Genomic DNA, 15781 nt, shown 5'->3' with positions numbered 1-15781 from the left:
GCGGTCAGCCGGGCGCGGGTACCGAAAAGCCCGGCGCCGGCTTCTCGTCTCCGAGCCGCCGACTCCGGGCCCAACCGTCTGAACCACCTGGATCCTCCCGCTACGCGGGCGCCCGCGTCTGCGCACCGGGCAATGCGCGGGTGGGGCTCATCGCTCCGCTCAGGCGGCGGTGAGCTGCTCGAAGGCGCCCTCGATGACGTCCAAGCCCTCGGTCAGCAGGTCCTCGCCGATCACCAGCGGCGGCAGGAAGCGCAGCACATTCCCGTAGGTGCCGCAGGTCAGCACGATCACGCCCTGCGCGTGGCAGGCCTTGGCGATCTGCCCGGTCAGCGCGGCGTCCGGCTCCTTGGTGCCCGGCTTGACCAGCTCGACCGCGATCATCGCGCCGCGGCCGCGCACGTCGCCGATCTGCGGGAAGCGGGCGGCCATCTTGTTCAGCCGGGGCAGCATGATCTCGCCGATCCGGCGGGCGGCGGCGGGCAGGTCCTGGCCGCGCATCGTCTCGATCGCGCCGAGCGCGCCCGCGCAGGCGACCGGGTTGCCGCCGTAGGTGCCGCCGAGGCCGCCGGCGTGCGCGGCGTCCATGATCTCGGCGCGGCCGGTGACGCCGGCCAGCGGCAGGCCGCCGGCCAGCCCCTTCGCGGTGGTGATCAGGTCGGGCACGACGCCCTCGTGCTCGACGGCGAACCAGTCGCCGGTGCGGCAGAAGCCGGTCTGGATCTCGTCCGCGATGAACACGATCCCGTTCGCCGTGCAGAACTCGGCGATGCGCGGCAGGAAGCCGAGCGGCGGCTCGATGAACCCGCCCTCGCCCTGGATCGGCTCGATCACGACGGCGGCCACGTTCGTCGCGCCGACCTGCTTCTCGATCTGCGAGATCACCTGCGCCGCGGCCTCCTCGGCGCAGTTCTCCGGCCCGGTCGGCCAGTGGAAGGGGTAGGCCATCGGCATCCGGTAGACCTCGGGGGCGAAGGGGCCGAAGCCGTCCTTGTACGGCATGTTCTTCGCCGTCAGGGCCATCGTCAGGTTGGTCCGGCCGTGGTAGCCGTGGTCGAACACGACGACGGCCTGCCGCTTGGTGTAGGAGCGGGCGATCTTCACCGCGTTCTCCACGGCCTCCGCGCCCGAGTTGAACAGCGCCGACTTCTTCGGGTGATCGCCCGGGGTCAGCTCGGCCAGCTGCTCGCAGACCGCGACGTAGGACTCGTAGGGGGTGACCATGAAGCAGGTGTGGGTGAACCGCCGCAGCTGCTCGCCCGCGCGGTTGACCACGGCCTCGGCGCTGTTGCCGACGCTGGTCACAGCGATGCCGGAACCGAAGTCGATCAGCGAGTTGCCGTCCACGTCCACCACGACGCCGCCGCCCGCCTGAGTGACGAACACCGGCAGGGTCGTCGAGACGCCGTTCGCCACGACGGCGTTGCGCCGCTCGAACAGCTCCCGCGAGAGCGGGCCCGGAATCTCGGTGACGAGGCGGCGCTCCTGCGGGAGCGTGGGACCACCGTGGGAGAGCGCGGACATAGCTGGGACTCCATTCCGTGGAAAAGCGCCGACTGCGAGGGGCTCGGCATCGACAGTAGCCGAGGTCGCAGCGGTCTACACCTCGCAGATCGTCGCCAAAATCCGGACGTTCCTTCGCACAGTGTCTACACCTCCCATCCCGGCGCCCGATCGATACGATCGACTCGACAGGTCGTCAGGCAGGGGAGAGTCACTGTGGCGGTGGAGGACGGCGTTTCCGCGGTAGCGGGGCCGCGGCGGCAGCGGATGCCGGAGGGCTGGTACCCGTGTCCGAGCGGCTCGCCGCAGTTGCGCTACTGGACCGGCTCGGCCTGGACCGAGCGGACCCGGCCCGACCTGGTCAGCTGGGTGCACGGCGACCGCGTGCTCGACGCGCCCGGCGTGTTCGCCTACGGCCGCAACCCGGATGAAAGCGAGGGCGGCCGGCCCGGTCCGCTCGAACCGCACATCTGGCGCCGGGCCCGGCTCGCGCTCTACCTCTTCCTGCCGATCTACCTGGCGGCGCTGCTACCGCTCGGGCTGCTGCTGTCCTACCTCAAGCTTCCGGCGGACAACGTCCTCGCCCTGCTGATCGTCCTGGTCGGCGTCGGCGGCTACGGCCGCTGGCACATCGTCGCGCGCTGGCTCTGGCTCCGGTACCGGCCCGAGCCGAAGCCGCCGGCCCCGGTGCCCAAGCCGCGCCCCGACCTGTGGGCCGACCTGCGCGAGGCGGGCTTCGCGGACGCCGCGCGGCGGCTCGACGAGGAGGTCGCCACCGGCGAGCTGACGGACGTGGACTACGTCCGGGTGGCGCGGGTCGTGCAGCGCACGGCGCGGCAGAACGGCCTGGCCGAGCTCGAGCCGATAGCGGTGGCGATCCAGGAGCAGGGCGGCGGCGCGTTCCTGCACTCCTCCGGCCAGCGCGACCTGCCGATGCCGCGGCTCGTGCAGCACGACCTGGTCACCGGCCAGGCCCGGCTCGGCGTGGCCGCGGAGACGGACCGGAACCCCGCGACCCACCAGAAGGAGTGGTTCGCGCTCGACACCGAGGTCCTGCGCACCTCGATGCTGGTGGTCGGGCCGCCCGGAGCCGGAAAGACGCGCTCCTTCGCGCGGCCGATCATCGAGCTGCTCGGCCTGCAGACCCTCGTCGGGATGGCCTCGGTCGTCGTGATCGACCCGACCGGTTCCGCCTTCGACGCGCGGCAGCTGCCGGACTTCTTCGACGTGGACATCGACCCGAACGCGGAGCCCGGTCCTGGATCATGGGGCTTCGACCTGTTCGGCGGCGCGAGCGGGCCCGAGGAGGCGGCGGACCGGCTGGCCGGCGCGGTGCTCCCGCCGGACACCGCGGTGCACGACCCGGCCGTGGACTCGGCGGCCCGCAACACGCTCTACACGGTCATCGCGGAGTTCCACGAGCGCAACGGCCGCTACCCGCTGCTGCGCGAGCTGCTCGACCTGGTGCAGACGCAGAGCCCGGTGCCGCTGCTCAACGAGCGGTTGCGGCTGCTCGACCGGCCGCAGCTGATCGACCTGTTCGACGGCCGGCCGCGCAAGTTCTCGATGCGCGACATCGACCGGCCGCTGCGGGTGCGGATCGCGCTTCCGGAGGGCAGCTCGCCGCAGGCGGCGCGGATCCTCGCCCGGCTCGCCATCGCGCAGTTCGTGCAGGTGGTCGCGGCGCCCGAGGCGAACCGCGAGGTCTTCAAGGGCCTGATCGTGGACGAGGCGGGCCGCTTCGTCGACGAGTACGTCGTCCAGGGCCTGCAGCGGGCCCGCGCGGCGAACGCGGGGATCGTGCTGCTGGCCCAGTCCCTCGCCCAGTTCCCCGAGCACCTGCGCTCGGCCGTGTTCACCGGCACCGGCTGCAAGGCGGTGTTCGCCGGCGTCGAGCCCGCGGACGCGCGCTACTTCGCGGACTACTGGGGCACGTCGTGGGCCGCGGAGACGACCGTGACCACCGGCACCGCGACGACCACGACCTCCGGCCACATGTCCACGCCGGGCTCGCCGGGCCGCTTCGGCCGCGGCGGCGAGAAGTCCGTCGTGCAGTCGCTGACCGGCTCGACCAGCACGCAGTACAACCGCGCGGTCTCCACGAGGGCCGTGGAGCGGTACGTGTGGTCGCCCTCGGACATCATCAACGAGGTCCCGGTCGGGCACGCGCTGATCTCGCTCGCGACCCCGGATGGAATAAGGACGCCCCCGGTGCTCGTCAACTTGAGGGCGTAGGCCGCTTTTAGGCTGCAACCTGTAGCGCGACACGCGGGATGCGGCGAACTAATGTGGCCAAGGAGATCGCCGCCGTCTTGAGGGAGTGCCACGTGTCCACCGAACCGCGCAGTTTCTGGCTCGCCGGGCGTCCGGCCACCGGCTCCGGGTCCTTCCCGGTCGTCAACCCGTACACCGGCGAGACGATCGCCGAGGTCTCGATCCCCACCGACGCCCAGGTCGAGGAGGCGGTGGCGGCGGCGCACTCGGCGGTCGCGACGGCCGGGGCGCTGCCCGCGCACGCGCGGGCCGCGGCGCTCGACCACGTGGCCAGGCGGCTCGGCGAGCGCAGCGAGGAGATCGCGGCGCTGATCACCGCGGAGAACGGCAAGCCGGTCAAGTGGGCGAAGGCCGAGGTCGGCCGGGCCGTATCGGTGTTCCGCTGGGCCGCGGAGGAGACCCGCCGCTTCGGCGGCGAGCTGCAGCGGCTGGACACCGACGCCGCGGCCACCGGCCGGGCGGCGATCGTGCGGCGCTTCGCCAAGGGCGCGGTGCTCGGCATCTCGCCGTTCAACTTCCCGCTGAACCTGGCCGCGCACAAGGTGGCCCCGGCCATCGCCGTCGGCGCGCCGATCCTGCTCAAGCCGGCCCCGGCCACGCCGCTTTCCGGGCTGCTGATCGGCGAGCTGCTGGCCGAGACCGACCTTCCCGCCGGGTCCTGGTCGATCCTGCCGGTGCCGAACGAGCGGATGGCCGCGCTGAACGAGGACCCGCGGCTGCCGGTCATCTCGTTCACCGGCTCGACCGTGGTCGGCGAGCTGATCCAGGGCCAGGCCCCGCACAAGCACGTCACCCTGGAGCTCGGCGGCAACGCCGCGGCGGTCGTGCTCGCCGACTACTCCTCCGAGGCCGACCTCGACTGGGCCGCCAACCGCATCGCCACCTTCAGCAACTACCAGGCCGGCCAGTCCTGCATCTCGGTGCAGCGCGTGATCGCCGACGCCGCGGTCTACGACCGGCTCGTCGGGAAGATCGTCGAGGCGGTCGGCCGGCAGGGCGTCGGCGACCCGACCGACCCGGGCACCGACGTCGGCCCGCTGGTCAGCGAGGCCGCGGCGGAGCGCGTCGAGCAGTGGGTCGACGAGGCCGTCGCCGCGGGCGCGACGCTGCTGGCCGGCGGCAAGCGCGAGGGCGCGAGCTACGCGCCGACCGTGCTCGCCGACGTCCCCGCGGACGCGAAGGTCGTGCGCGAGGAGGTCTTCGGCCCGGTGCTCGTGCTGCAGCGCGTCGAGGGCACCGACGAGGCGTTCAAGCTCGTCAACGACTCGCAGTTCGGCCTGCAGGCGGGCGTGTTCACGCACGACATCCAGGCCGCGTTCCGCGCGCACCGCGAGCTCGAGGTCGGCGGCGTCATCGTCGGCGACGTGCCGAGCTTCCGCGCCGACCAGATGCCGTACGGCGGCACCAAGAACTCCGGCGTGGGCCGCGAGGGCGTCAAGTACGCCATGGCGGACTACACCTACGAGCGCGTCCTCGTCCTGACCGGCATCGACCTGTAGGGAATTCGACCTGCAGGGAAAAGGGATCGAGCCCGGATTCTGGGTGCCCGGCTTCAGGGCTCGATCCCTGCCTGGGGCTACGGCCGGCGTCGGCTCGAGCTCGCTCCGCAGCGCGTGCTAGAGCTCGAATCACGGCCGGCGTCGGCTCGGGCTCCGCAGCGCGTGCTAGAGCTCGAATCACGGCCGGCGTCGGCTCGGGCTCCGCAGCGCGTGCTAGAGCTCGAATCACGGCCGGCGTCGGCTCGGGCTCGCTCCGCAGCGCGTGCTAGAGCTCGAATGCGGCCTCGCCGGTGGCGGTGACGGTTCCGCGCTGGCGGATCTCGAAGCGACCGTCGGGGCCGAACTCCACCGTCGCGGGCGGGGTCGGCTCGGTGAAGCGCAGGGCGCGCACAGTGCAGCTGCGCATCCGCAGGTTCGGCTCGTTCGCGTGCAGGGCGGCGGTCTGCTGGACGGCTCCGACCAGCACCATGCCGGTCATGTGGTCGCTCGGGTGGTCGTGGAAGAACGGGTGGTGCGGGTCGGCGGGTGCGACGCGTACCGCGCCCCGCGCGTCCACGGCGACCAGGACGTCCTGAGTCCGCGTCACGCCCACGCGGCCGGGGTCCACCGGTGTGAGGCGCGGGCTGTCGCCCGCCGACGGAGCGGGCGTCCGGGTGCGGACGGCGCGGTACGCGGCGGGGCTCAGCATCCGTGCCACGCCGTCGGCACGGGCGAATTCGCGTCCGCCCGCGGAGAGCGAGACCTTCAGAGCGAGGTTGCGGAGCCTGTCGGCTCCCGGGGGCGCCGGTCCCCTGTCCACGGCGGCGTTGCACGTCACCTCCGTGCCCTGATACGGCCTCGGCGCGCCGTCGCCGTCAGCGTGCGGGGTGATGTCGAAGCGCAGCTCCTCGATCAGCACCCGGGAGTCCGCCGCCACGCCGTAGCAGCGCAGCGGGAGGTAGGTGCCGAGCTGGCGCAGGGTCTCCGCGACGAGCAGCGGGTCGTGCCGCTCGGTGCCGGGGGAGCGGCGCTCGAAGGCGGCGCGGGTGCGCGGCCACTGGGCCTTGGCCCGGAAGGCGTCGGGGCCGGCCCGGCGCACGTCCGAGAGCAGGATCTGGCTCCGGGACAGCCGGGCGACGAAGCCGCGGGCGGCCAGCGCCGAGCGGTTCGGCGCGGGGTGGGCGAGCAGGTCGACGTCGGTGGTGTGGGTCATGCGGATATATAAACGACTTGTAGTCGAATTCGGGCGCTGACTCGCCGTGGCCGCCGGCCGGGATCCGCCGGTTGGTCCGCACCGGGGGCTGCGGGAGAATGAGGCCATGACTTCGAGCTCCTCCTCCAGCCCCAGGCGGATCGTCATCCTCGGCTCCACCGGCTCCATCGGCACCCAGGCCATCGACGTCGTCCTGCGCAACCCGGACCGCTTCCGCGTCGTCGCGCTGGCTGCGGGCGGCAAGAACCCGCGCCTGCTCGCCCAGCAGGCCCTCGACCTCGGAGTCGAGGCGGTCGCGGTGGCCAAGGGGACGGCGGCCGAGGACCTCCAGCTCGAGCTGTACGCGGAGGCGCAGCGGCGCGGCTACAGCACCGGGGACGCGCGGGTGCCGCGGTTGCTGGCCGGGCCGGACAGCGTGGCGCAGCTCGCGGCGTACGACTGCGACGTCGTGCTCAACGGCATCGAGGGCGCGGCCGGCCTGCTCGCCACGCTCGCCGCCCTCAAGGCGGGCCGGACGCTCGCGCTCGCCAACAAGGAGTCGCTGATCATCGGCGGCGACCTGGTCACGTCGCTGGCCGCGCCGGGGCAGATCGTCGCGGTGGACTCGGAGCACTCGGCGCTCGCGCAGTGCCTGCGCGGCGGTGCCGCCGCCGAGGTGCGCAAGCTGATCGTGACCGCGAGCGGCGGGCCGTTCCGCGGCCGCAAGCGCGAGGAGCTGCACGACGTGACGCCGGATCAGGCGCTGGCCCACCCGACGTGGGCGATGGGGCCGCTGGTCACGATCAACTCGGCCACTCTCGTCAACAAGGGTCTCGAGGTCATCGAGGCGCACCTGCTCTACGACGTGCCCTTCGACCGGATCGAGGTCGTGGTGCACCCCACCTCGGTGGTGCACTCGATGGTCGAGTTCGCCGACGGCTCGACGCTCGCCCAGGCCTCGCCGCCGGACATGCGCATCCCGATCGCGCTCGGCATGGGCTGGCCGGAGCGGGTCGCCGACGCGGCCCCGGCCTGCGACTGGACCCAGCCCGCGACCTGGCAGTTCTTCCCGCTGGACAACGAGGCCTTCCCGGCGGTGGAGCTGGCCAAGCACGTCGGCGAGCAGGGCGGCACCAGCACGGCGGTCTTCAACGGCGCCAACGAGGCCTGCGTCTACGCCTTCCTGGAGGGCCGCATCCCGTTCACCGCGATCGTGGACACCGTCGCGGCCGTCGTCGCCGAGCACGAGGCCTCGCCGGACCGGGTCGGCCGGGCCGAGCTCAGCCTGGAGGCGGTGCTGGCCGCGGACGCCTGGTCCCGGGAACGCGCCGCGCAGCTGGCGCGGGCCAACTAAGGTTGAACCGCACGGCGCCCGCGGACCGTGCGTAAGGCGATGGCCCGGTGTGGTGAACGCGCGGGGGAACTTTCCGCGCGTCGCCATGCGTCTATCCGATGGGATGGACGGCGCGCGGGAGACTGAGCGGCAAGCGATGGAAAGCGGGTAGTCGAGCGTGGGTGTGGTAGGCGCGCTGTTGTTCGTGCTCGCTCTTCTGGTCTCCATCGTGCTGCACGAAGCCGGGCACATGTGGTGCGCGCGCTGGTCCGGCGGCAAGGTCACGGAGTTCTTCGTCGGCTTCGGGCCGCGGCTGTGGTCCTTCACGCGCGGCGAGACGGAGTACGGCGTCAAGGCGATCCCGGCGGGCGGCTACGTCAAGATCGTCGGAATGACCGATCTCGACGAGATCGAGCCGGGAGACGAGGACCGGGCGCTGAAGAACAAGCCCGCGCGCAAGCGGCTGCTGACCCTCTCCGCCGGCTCCCTCATGCACTTCCTGATCGCGCTGTTCATCTTCGCCTTCGTGCCGATGGCGTGGGGCACGCAGCAGAGCACCACGAGCGTCGGCACCATCGCCACCTGCATGGTTCCCAGCGGCACCAACGCCGGCGCAACGACCGGCTGCACCGGCGCCGAGAAGTCCCCGGCCGCCGCGGCCGGGCTCGTGGTCGGAGACAAGATCACCGAGGTGAACGGCAAGAAGGTCACCGACGCGACGAGCCTGGTCGACGCGCTGCACGCGCTGCCCGGCGGCGAGCCGGCGACCATCACCTTCACGGACACCAGCGGCAAGACCCGCACCGCGACGGTCACCCCGGTGAGCTCGAACAGCGTGACTGAGACCAACGGCAGCACCGGCAAGGGCAGCCTGATCGGCATCAGCCTCGGCTCGGCCACCGTGCACCAGAATCCGATCGCCGCGGTCAAGACCAGCGGCGACGAGTTCTGGACCTCGATCAAGGACACCTTCACCGGACTGGCCTCGATCCCGGCGTCCATCCCCAAGCTGTTCACCTCGACGGTCGACCACACGCAGCGCTCCACCAGCAGCCCGGTCGGCGTCGTCGGCATGGCCGAGGTCAGCGGCACGCTCTACCAGCAGGGCGGCTTCGGCTCGGTACTGCTGCTGGTGGCCGAGGTCAACGTCTTCATCGGCGTGTTCAACCTGCTGCCGATCCTCCCGCTGGACGGCGGCCACATCGCGATCCTGCTCTACGAGGAGGCGCGCAAGCGGATCTGCCGGCTGTTGCGCAGGCCGGATCCCGGCCGCGTCGACCTGAACAAGATGATGCCGGTCGCCTACGGGTTCCTGTTGTTCTTCGTGTGCCTCACGGTGCTCCTGGTGGCAGCCGATGTCACCAACCCGATCCGCTTGGGCTAATTGGATTGGTGACGTGGTGAAGGTCACAGCATCGGGTGAAGACCGTTGCCTCACGCCTCACGGTGGTGCTCCTGGTGGCAGCCGATGTCACCAACCCGATCCGCTTGGGCTAATTGGATTGCTGACGTGGTGAAGATCGGGTGAAGACCCGGTGCCGTTCGGCGACCGGTGTCCACCGCTGAGGGGGACGTACCGTAGCGTGGAGGGGGTAGCAGGCCCGGCCTCGGTGAGAATCATGGTGTAAGCCCCGCAGGACCTAGCCGACCCCAGCATCGTCACGACTCGCAGGAGACCCCGACAGATGACCGCCGTCGCACTCGGCACTCCGTCCGTTCCGGCCAAGCCGCTCGCTCCGCGCCGGGTCTCCCGGCAGATCCACGTGGGCGGCGTTCCGGTGGGCGGGGACGCCCCGGTTTCCGTTCAGTCCATGACCACGACCCTGACCTCGGACGTGAACGCCACGCTGCAGCAGATCGCGCAGCTCACGGCGTCCGGCTGCCAGATCGTGCGCGTCGCCGTCCCCTCGCAGGACGACGCGGACGCGCTGCCGATGATCGCCAAGAAGTCGCAGATCCCGGTGATCGCGGACATCCACTTCCAGCCGAAGTACGTCTTCGCCGCGCTCGACGCGGGCTGCGCGGCGGTCCGGGTCAACCCCGGCAACATTCGCAAGTTCGACGACCAGGTCGGCGAGATCGCCAAGCGCGCGAAGTACCTCGGCACCCCGATCCGGATCGGCGTGAACGCCGGCTCGCTCGACCCGCGGCTCTACGAGAAGTACGGCAAGGCCACCCCGGAGGCGCTGGTCGAGTCCGCGCTGTGGGAGTGCTCGCTGTTCGAGGAGCACGACTTCCGGGACATCAAGATCTCGGTCAAGCACAACGACCCGGTCGTGATGATCCAGGCCTACCGGCAGCTGGCCGCCGCGTGCGACTACCCGCTGCACCTCGGCGTGACCGAGGCCGGACCGGCCTTCCAGGGCACCATCAAGTCGGCCGTCGCCTTCGGCGCGCTGCTCGCGGAGGGCATCGGCGACACCATCCGGGTCTCGCTCTCGGCGCCTCCGGTCGAGGAGGTCAAGGTCGGCATCCAGATCCTGGAGTCGCTCGGGCTGCGCAAGCGCGGCCTGGAGATCGTCTCCTGCCCCTCCTGCGGCCGGGCCCAGGTGGACGTCTACACCCTCGCCGACCAGGTCAGCGCGGCGCTGGAGGGCCTGGACGTGCCGCTGCGGGTGGCCGTCATGGGCTGCGTCGTCAACGGCCCCGGCGAGGCGCGCGAGGCGGACCTCGGCGTCGCGTCCGGAAACGGCAAGGGACAGATCTTCGTGCGCGGCGAGGTGATCAAGACGGTGCCCGAGGCGCGCATCGTGGAGACGCTCGTCGAGGAGGCCGCGCGGCTGGCCGAGGAGCTCGGCGCCGATCTCGGCGAGGGCGAGCCGCAGGTCTCGGCGGGCTGATCGTCTACAGGCGTTGAGACCGGAGCCGGTCCCCGGGGCCGCCGCGGCCGCGGGGGCCGTCCGCTGCGCGGACGATCCCGATTACAACTCCCTCTGCAGGGCTTACAGTGGTGGTGTGCCACGTCAGTGCCGCGACCGCGCAAGCCGCGGCGCCGCTTTCTCAGCCGCCGTCCGAACGGCGCCGCGCCGCGCGGGGGTGAGCGCCGCGTGAACATGATGACCCGGCTGCTCTCGCCGTCCGCCGCCGCCCGCGTGCTCGGTCAGGCCGATCTCGGCGAGGTCCTCGATCTGCTCGGCCGCGATCCGGTCGACAACGTCTTCATCGCCTCCCGGGTCGCCGCGTCCGGGCTCGATCCGTGGCAGCTCGGCGGCGAGCTGTGGGGCTTCCACGTCGGCGGCCGGCTCAGCTCGATGTGCTTCTCCGGCGCCAACCTGGTGCCGGTCAACGCGACGCCGGAGTCCGTGCGGGCCTTCGCCGACCGGGCGCGCAAGCAGGGCCGGCGCTGCTCCTCGATCGTCGGGCCGCGCGAGCCGGTGCTCGACCTGTGGGGCTACCTGGGCGCGCACTGGGGCTCCCCGCGCGAGATCCGGGCCAGCCAGCCGGTGATGTCGATCCGCGAGTCCTCGCCGACCGTCGCGCCCGACTTCCGGATCCGGCCGGTGCGCCCGGCCGAACTCGACGCGCTGATGCCGGCCTGCATCGCGATGTTCACCGAGGAGGTCGGCGTCTCGCCGGTCGCCGCGGACGGCGGGCACGGCTACCGGCAGCGGGTGGCCGAGCTGATCGCGGCGGGCCGCGCGTTCGCCTGGATCGAGAACGGCGAGGTCGTGTTCAAGGCCGAGATCGGCGCGGTGACCGCCGAGGCGTGCCAGATCCAGGGCGTCTGGGTCAACCCGCGCTACCGCGGGCGGCGGGTCTCCGAGGGCGGCATGTCCGCCGTGGTCGAGTACGCGCTGCGCGACTTCTCGCCGCTGGTGACGCTGTACGTCAACGACTTCAACGCCCCGGCGCGGGCCGCCTACCACCGGGTCGGCTTCCGCGAGGTCTCCGAGTTCGCCTCCATCCTGTTCTGATCCGTTCCGGTAACGCGTTCGGCGTACGCGCGGAAGACGGATATCCTCGGTTGTCAAGCGTTCAGTAGAAGCCGATCGAGGAGTCCCGCAGTGGTCACGCGCATGTCGTCGCTGTTCCTTCGCACCCTTCGCGACGACCCGGCGGACGCGGAGGTGCCGAGCCACAAGCTCCTGGTGCGCGCCGGATACGTCCGCCGCGTCGCCCCGGGCATCTACTCCTGGCTGCCGCTGGGCAAGATCGTGCTGGACAACATCGCCCGCGTGGTCAAGGAGGAGATGGACCGGATCGGCGCCCAGGAGGTGCAGTTCCCGGCCCTGCTGCCGCGCGAGTTCTACGAGGCCACCGGCCGGTGGACCGAGTACGGCGAGAACCTCTTCCGGCTACGGGACCGCAAAGGCGGGGACTACCTGCTCGGCCCGACGCACGAGGAGATGTTCACCCTCATGGTCAAGGGCGAGTACTCGTCCTACAAGGACCTGCCGGTGATCCTCTACCAGATCCAGAACAAGTACCGGGACGAGGCGCGCCCGCGCGCGGGCATCCTGCGCGGCCGCGAGTTCCTGATGAAGGACTCGTACTCCTTCGACCTGGACGACGAGGGCCTCAAGCGCTCCTACGAGCTGCACCGCGAGGCCTACATCAGGATCTTCACCCGGCTCGGGATGAACTACCGGATCGTCTCGGCGATGTCCGGCGCGATGGGCGGCTCGGCCTCCGAGGAGTTCCTGGCCCCGGCGGCGACCGGCGAGGACACCTTCGTGCAGTGCGTCAACTGCGACTACGCGGCGAACACGGAGGCCGTCGAGGGGCGCCCGGGCGCCGAGATCGACGCCTCGGCGACGCCGGCCGCGCGGGTCTACGACACGCCGGACACCCCGACCATCGAGAGCCTGGTCGAGGTCTTCCGCGGCTTCGAGGGCTTCGAGGACACCGCCGCCGCGAACACGCTCAAGAACGTGGTCGTGAAGCTGCGGGTGCCGGGGAAGAAGGACGCTGAGGTGCTGATCGTCGGCGTGCCGGGCGACCGGGACGTGGACATGAAGCGGCTCGAGGCGGCCGTCGCGCCGGCCGAGATCGAGCTGTTCGAGGCCGAGGACTTCGCGAAGCACCCGGCGCTGGTGCGCGGCTACATCGGCCCGCAGGGCCTCGCAGAGGCCGGATACACCTACAAGGTGGACCCGCTGGTGGTGCCGGGCTCGTCCTGGATCACCGGCGCCAACGAGGCGGGCAAGCACGCCGCGCACGTGACCTGCGGCCGCGACTTCACGCCGGAGGGCACCGTCGGCGCCGCCGAGGTGCGGGCCGGCGACGCCTGCCCGCGGTGCGGCGGCGCGCTGTCCATCGATCGGGGTATCGAGATCGGCCACATCTTCCAGCTCGGCCGCAAGTACGCGGACGCGTTCCAGCTGGACGTGCTCGGCCCGGAGGGCAAGCCGGTGCGGGTGACGATGGGCTCGTACGGCGTCGGCGTCTCGCGCGCGGTGGCCGCCGTCGTGGAGCAGACCTACGACGAGCGGGGCATCGTCTGGCCGCGCGAGATCGCCCCGGCCGACGTGCACCTGGTCGCCACCGGCAAGGACGACGCGGTCTTCGAGGCCGCGGCGGATCTGGCCGCCGAGCTCGACGCGGCCGGGGTGCGGGTCATCTTCGACGACCGGCGCAAGGTCTCCCCGGGCGTGAAGCTCAAGGACGCCGAGCTCATCGGCGTGCCGACGGTCGCCGTGGTCGGCAAGGGGCTGGCCGAGGGCGTCATCGAGGTGCAGGACCGGGCGACCGGCGAGAAGCGGGACGTGCCGCTCGGCGAGGCCGTGGCGGCCCTGGCGGTCTAACCCGTCTGAGCGGCTCGGCAAGGCTTTCGGGCGGGCCGCGAGCGACTACCCTGATAGGGTGCGGAACTCGCGGTTCCGCCCGCCGTGCTTCCGCGTCGCGGGAGATCAGACCGAGTACAGCCGAGGAGCCTTTCCGATGAGCCCCGCCGCCCGCGCCAGACTCGACGGGGCCAAGCTCCGCGCACAGCTCGAGCCGGTCGTGGCCGCGCTGGGCTACGACCTCGAGGACGTGACCGCGAGGCGGGCAGGCTCGCGGCAGCTGCTGCAGGTCGTCGTGGACGGCGACGGCGGGATCAGCCTGGACGACATCGCCGAGGTGAGCCAGGCCGTCTCGGCCGCGCTGGACGAGACGAACGTGATGGGCGAGGAGCCGTACGACCTCGAAGTCAGCTCCCCGGGCGTCGGCAGGCCGCTGACACTCCCGCGGCACTGGCGGCGCGCGGCCGGGCGTCTGGTGCAGGTTCAGCTCGCCGCGGGCGGCGAGCTGACCGGGCGGATCGTCGAGGTCGACGACGAGGGCGTGACGCTGGAGCTGCCCGGGAAGAAGCCGGGGACCGCCGGGGAACGGCGCCGGCTCGCGTTCGGGGAGCTGGGCCGCGGCAAGGTGCAGGTGGAGTTCAACCGTCCGGGGGCGAAGGACGATTTGGACGAAGAGGACGTCGCCGAGGGCGATGTCGACGGAGCCGCCACCGAGGGCGGCGACGACGGGGTCGACGACGACGAGGACGAGCAGAGCTGAGGAACCGATGGACATCGATATGAGGATGCTGCGCGATCTCGCGCAGGATCGGGAGATCTCGCTCGACCTGTTGTACGGGGCCATCGAGCAGGCGCTGCTGCACGCGTACGAGCACACCGAGGGCGCCCGGCCCGGCGCGCGGGTGGAGCTTGACCGCAAGAGCGGCCACGTGACCGTGTTCGTCAAGGAGACCGACGAGGCCGGCGCCCCGGTCGGGCTCGAGTTCGACGACACCCCGAGCGGCTTCGGCCGGATCGCGGCGGCCACCGCCCGGCAGGTGATCGCGCAGAAGCTGCGCGAGGCCGCCGACGAGGCCGTCTTCAAGGACTTCGCGGCGCGCGAGGGCGACCTGGTCTCCGGCCGGGTGCAGCAGAGCGACGACCCGCGGCACGTGCTGATCGAGATCGACTCGGGCAAGCAGGAGCGCTTCGAGGCGATGCTGCCGACCCCGGAGCAGGTGCCCGGCGAGCAGTACAGCCACGGGCTGCGGATCAAGTGCCTGGTCGTGCAGGTGCGGCGCACGCCGCGCGGGCCCGCGGTGATCCTCTCGCGCAGCCACCCGAACCTGGTGCGCAAGCTGTTCGCGCTGGAGGTGCCCGAGGTCGCCGACGGCACGGTGGAGATCGCGGCGCTGGCCCGCGAGGCCGGGCACCGCACCAAGATGGCGGTGCGCTCGCGCAAGCCGGGGGTGAACGCCAAGGGCGCGTGCATCGGCCCGGTCGGCGCGCGCGTGCGCAACGTGATGACCGAGCTGCACGGCGAGAAGATCGACATCGTGGACTGGTCGGACGACCCGGAGAAGCTGGTCGCCTCCGCGCTCTCCCCGGCGAAGGTCTCCAAGGTCAAGATCCTCGACCTGGAGAACCGGTCCGCACAGGTCATCGTGCCGGACTACCAGCTGTCGCTGGCCATCGGCAAGGAGGGGCAGAACGCCCGCCTCGCGGCGCGCCTGACGGGTTGGCGGATCGACATCCGCTCGGACGTCCAGGAAGAGAAGTAAGGCGGCGCGAGAGAAGCGACGAGGACCCAGAGGCAGTGAGTAAGCCCCCACCGAGGAGAGCCATCCGTACTACTGTCTCGGAGCCCGAGCCCAGGCCACCGCAGCAGTTCGCGCCAGCGGGCCTGCGAAAGCTACAATACTGCGTGACTGGCCTGCCGGAAATCTCGAAAGTCCGCGGCGTCCCGACGCGTACGTGCGTCGGATGCCGTGAACGGGGTGCGCAGGACCTGTTGCTCCGTGTCGTCGCGGTGACGGCGGAGTCGGGCGTGGAGAGCGTCCGGCCCGATCCGCGGCGGCGCCTCCCGGGACGCGGCGCCTACGTGCATCCGCGGACCGACTGCCTCGCTCTGGCGGAGAGGAGGCGGGCCTTCACGCGCGCACTGCGCAGGACGGGCCCGCTGGACCTCGAGCCGCTGCGCGCCGCCCTCGGGGTGCGCGCGCAGGGCGACTGAGGCAGTCTTGCGAGGTGAGCACGCAGGTCCAGGGCACCGAACGGGGTCCGGCGGGAACGGCGAATCAGG

The 15781-nt window shown here is 71.7% G+C and carries 12 protein-coding genes; 10 read left to right on the top strand and 2 right to left on the bottom strand.

The genetic code is table 11. The features are described 5' to 3' along the window. Positions 1 to 159 precede the first annotated feature (159 nt). Complete coding sequence (gene gabT / locus KDK95_RS00995; RefSeq protein WP_212516023.1) at positions 160 to 1521, bottom strand: 4-aminobutyrate--2-oxoglutarate transaminase; 1362 nt, start codon at positions 1519 to 1521, stop codon at positions 160 to 162. A 195-nt stretch (positions 1522 to 1716) separates the two neighbouring features. On the opposite strand from gabT, the gene KDK95_RS00990 reads away from it, so the two are divergent. Next, positions 1717 to 3735, top strand: a complete 2019-nt coding sequence (locus KDK95_RS00990) for a DUF2510 domain-containing protein (RefSeq protein WP_212516022.1) — start codon at positions 1717 to 1719, stop codon at positions 3733 to 3735. A 92-nt stretch (positions 3736 to 3827) separates the two neighbouring features. Beyond that, positions 3828 to 5273: an aldehyde dehydrogenase family protein gene (locus KDK95_RS00985; RefSeq protein ID WP_307844055.1), complete on the top strand. Its 1446-nt coding sequence runs from the start codon at positions 3828 to 3830 to the stop codon at positions 5271 to 5273. 265 nt (positions 5274 to 5538) lie between these two features. Here the strand turns inward: KDK95_RS00985 and KDK95_RS00980 are convergent, their stop codons facing one another. Next, complete coding sequence (locus tag KDK95_RS00980; protein ID WP_212516020.1) at positions 5539 to 6465, bottom strand: AfsA-related hotdog domain-containing protein; 927 nt, start codon at positions 6463 to 6465, stop codon at positions 5539 to 5541. Between the two features lie 106 nt (positions 6466 to 6571). Here KDK95_RS00980 and dxr point away from each other — a divergent pair, with 106 nt between their 5' ends. The 8 genes from dxr (at position 6572) to KDK95_RS00940 (ending at position 15712) form a co-directional block, all read left to right on the top strand. Then, positions 6572 to 7798: a 1-deoxy-D-xylulose-5-phosphate reductoisomerase gene (gene dxr / locus KDK95_RS00975; protein ID WP_212516019.1), complete on the top strand. Its 1227-nt coding sequence runs from the start codon at positions 6572 to 6574 to the stop codon at positions 7796 to 7798. A 157-nt stretch (positions 7799 to 7955) separates the two neighbouring features. Further along, on the top strand, positions 7956 to 9161 hold the full coding sequence (locus KDK95_RS00970; protein WP_212516018.1) for a M50 family metallopeptidase: 1206 nt from the start codon (positions 7956 to 7958) through the stop codon (positions 9159 to 9161). A 301-nt stretch (positions 9162 to 9462) separates the two neighbouring features. Beyond that, positions 9463 to 10617: a flavodoxin-dependent (E)-4-hydroxy-3-methylbut-2-enyl-diphosphate synthase gene (gene ispG, locus KDK95_RS00965; RefSeq protein ID WP_212516017.1), complete on the top strand. Its 1155-nt coding sequence runs from the start codon at positions 9463 to 9465 to the stop codon at positions 10615 to 10617. 213 nt (positions 10618 to 10830) lie between these two features. After that, a complete protein-coding gene (locus tag KDK95_RS00960) occupies positions 10831 to 11691 on the top strand; it encodes a GNAT family N-acetyltransferase (RefSeq protein ID WP_249160002.1) in 861 nt (286 codons plus the stop codon). Positions 11692 to 11781: 90 nt separating this feature from the next. Continuing rightward, entirely contained in the window at positions 11782 to 13521 is a 1740-nt protein-coding gene (locus KDK95_RS00955; protein ID WP_212516015.1) for a proline--tRNA ligase, read from the top strand. 136 nt (positions 13522 to 13657) lie between these two features. Further along, complete coding sequence (gene rimP / locus KDK95_RS00950) at positions 13658 to 14260, top strand: ribosome maturation factor RimP (protein ID WP_212516014.1); 603 nt, start codon at positions 13658 to 13660, stop codon at positions 14258 to 14260. Positions 14261 to 14267: 7 nt separating this feature from the next. Further along, a complete protein-coding gene (nusA, locus tag KDK95_RS00945) occupies positions 14268 to 15260 on the top strand; it encodes a transcription termination factor NusA (protein ID WP_212516013.1) in 993 nt (330 codons plus the stop codon). 35 nt (positions 15261 to 15295) lie between these two features. After that, complete coding sequence (locus KDK95_RS00940; RefSeq protein WP_372463242.1) at positions 15296 to 15712, top strand: YlxR family protein; 417 nt, start codon at positions 15296 to 15298, stop codon at positions 15710 to 15712. Positions 15713 to 15781: the final 69 nt, after the last annotated feature.

The sequence above is a fragment of the Actinospica acidithermotolerans genome (genome assembly GCF_018139625.1).
GTDB classification, from domain to species: Bacteria; Actinomycetota; Actinomycetes; order Streptomycetales; family Catenulisporaceae; genus Actinospica; species Actinospica acidithermotolerans.
The sequence above is the reverse complement of the archived record's forward strand: the minus strand, read 5'-3'. Positions and strand labels throughout refer to the sequence as shown.

What these genes read in the sequence shown, in the direction of transcription:
- gabT (WP_212516023.1), bottom strand. Translation starts at nt 1,521, where the DNA reads ATGTCCGCGCTCTCCCACGGTGGTCCCACGCTCCCGCAGGAGCGCCGC.
- KDK95_RS00980 (WP_212516020.1), bottom strand. Translation starts at nt 6,465, where the DNA reads ATGACCCACACCACCGACGTCGACCTGCTCGCCCACCCCGCGCCGAAC.
- dxr (WP_212516019.1), top strand. Translation starts at nt 6,572, where the DNA reads ATGACTTCGAGCTCCTCCTCCAGCCCCAGGCGGATCGTCATCCTCGGC.
- ispG (WP_212516017.1), top strand. Translation starts at nt 9,463, where the DNA reads ATGACCGCCGTCGCACTCGGCACTCCGTCCGTTCCGGCCAAGCCGCTC.
- KDK95_RS00960 (WP_249160002.1), top strand. Translation starts at nt 10,831, where the DNA reads ATGATGACCCGGCTGCTCTCGCCGTCCGCCGCCGCCCGCGTGCTCGGT.
- rimP (WP_212516014.1), top strand. Translation starts at nt 13,658, where the DNA reads ATGAGCCCCGCCGCCCGCGCCAGACTCGACGGGGCCAAGCTCCGCGCA.
- nusA (WP_212516013.1), top strand. Translation starts at nt 14,268, where the DNA reads ATGGACATCGATATGAGGATGCTGCGCGATCTCGCGCAGGATCGGGAG.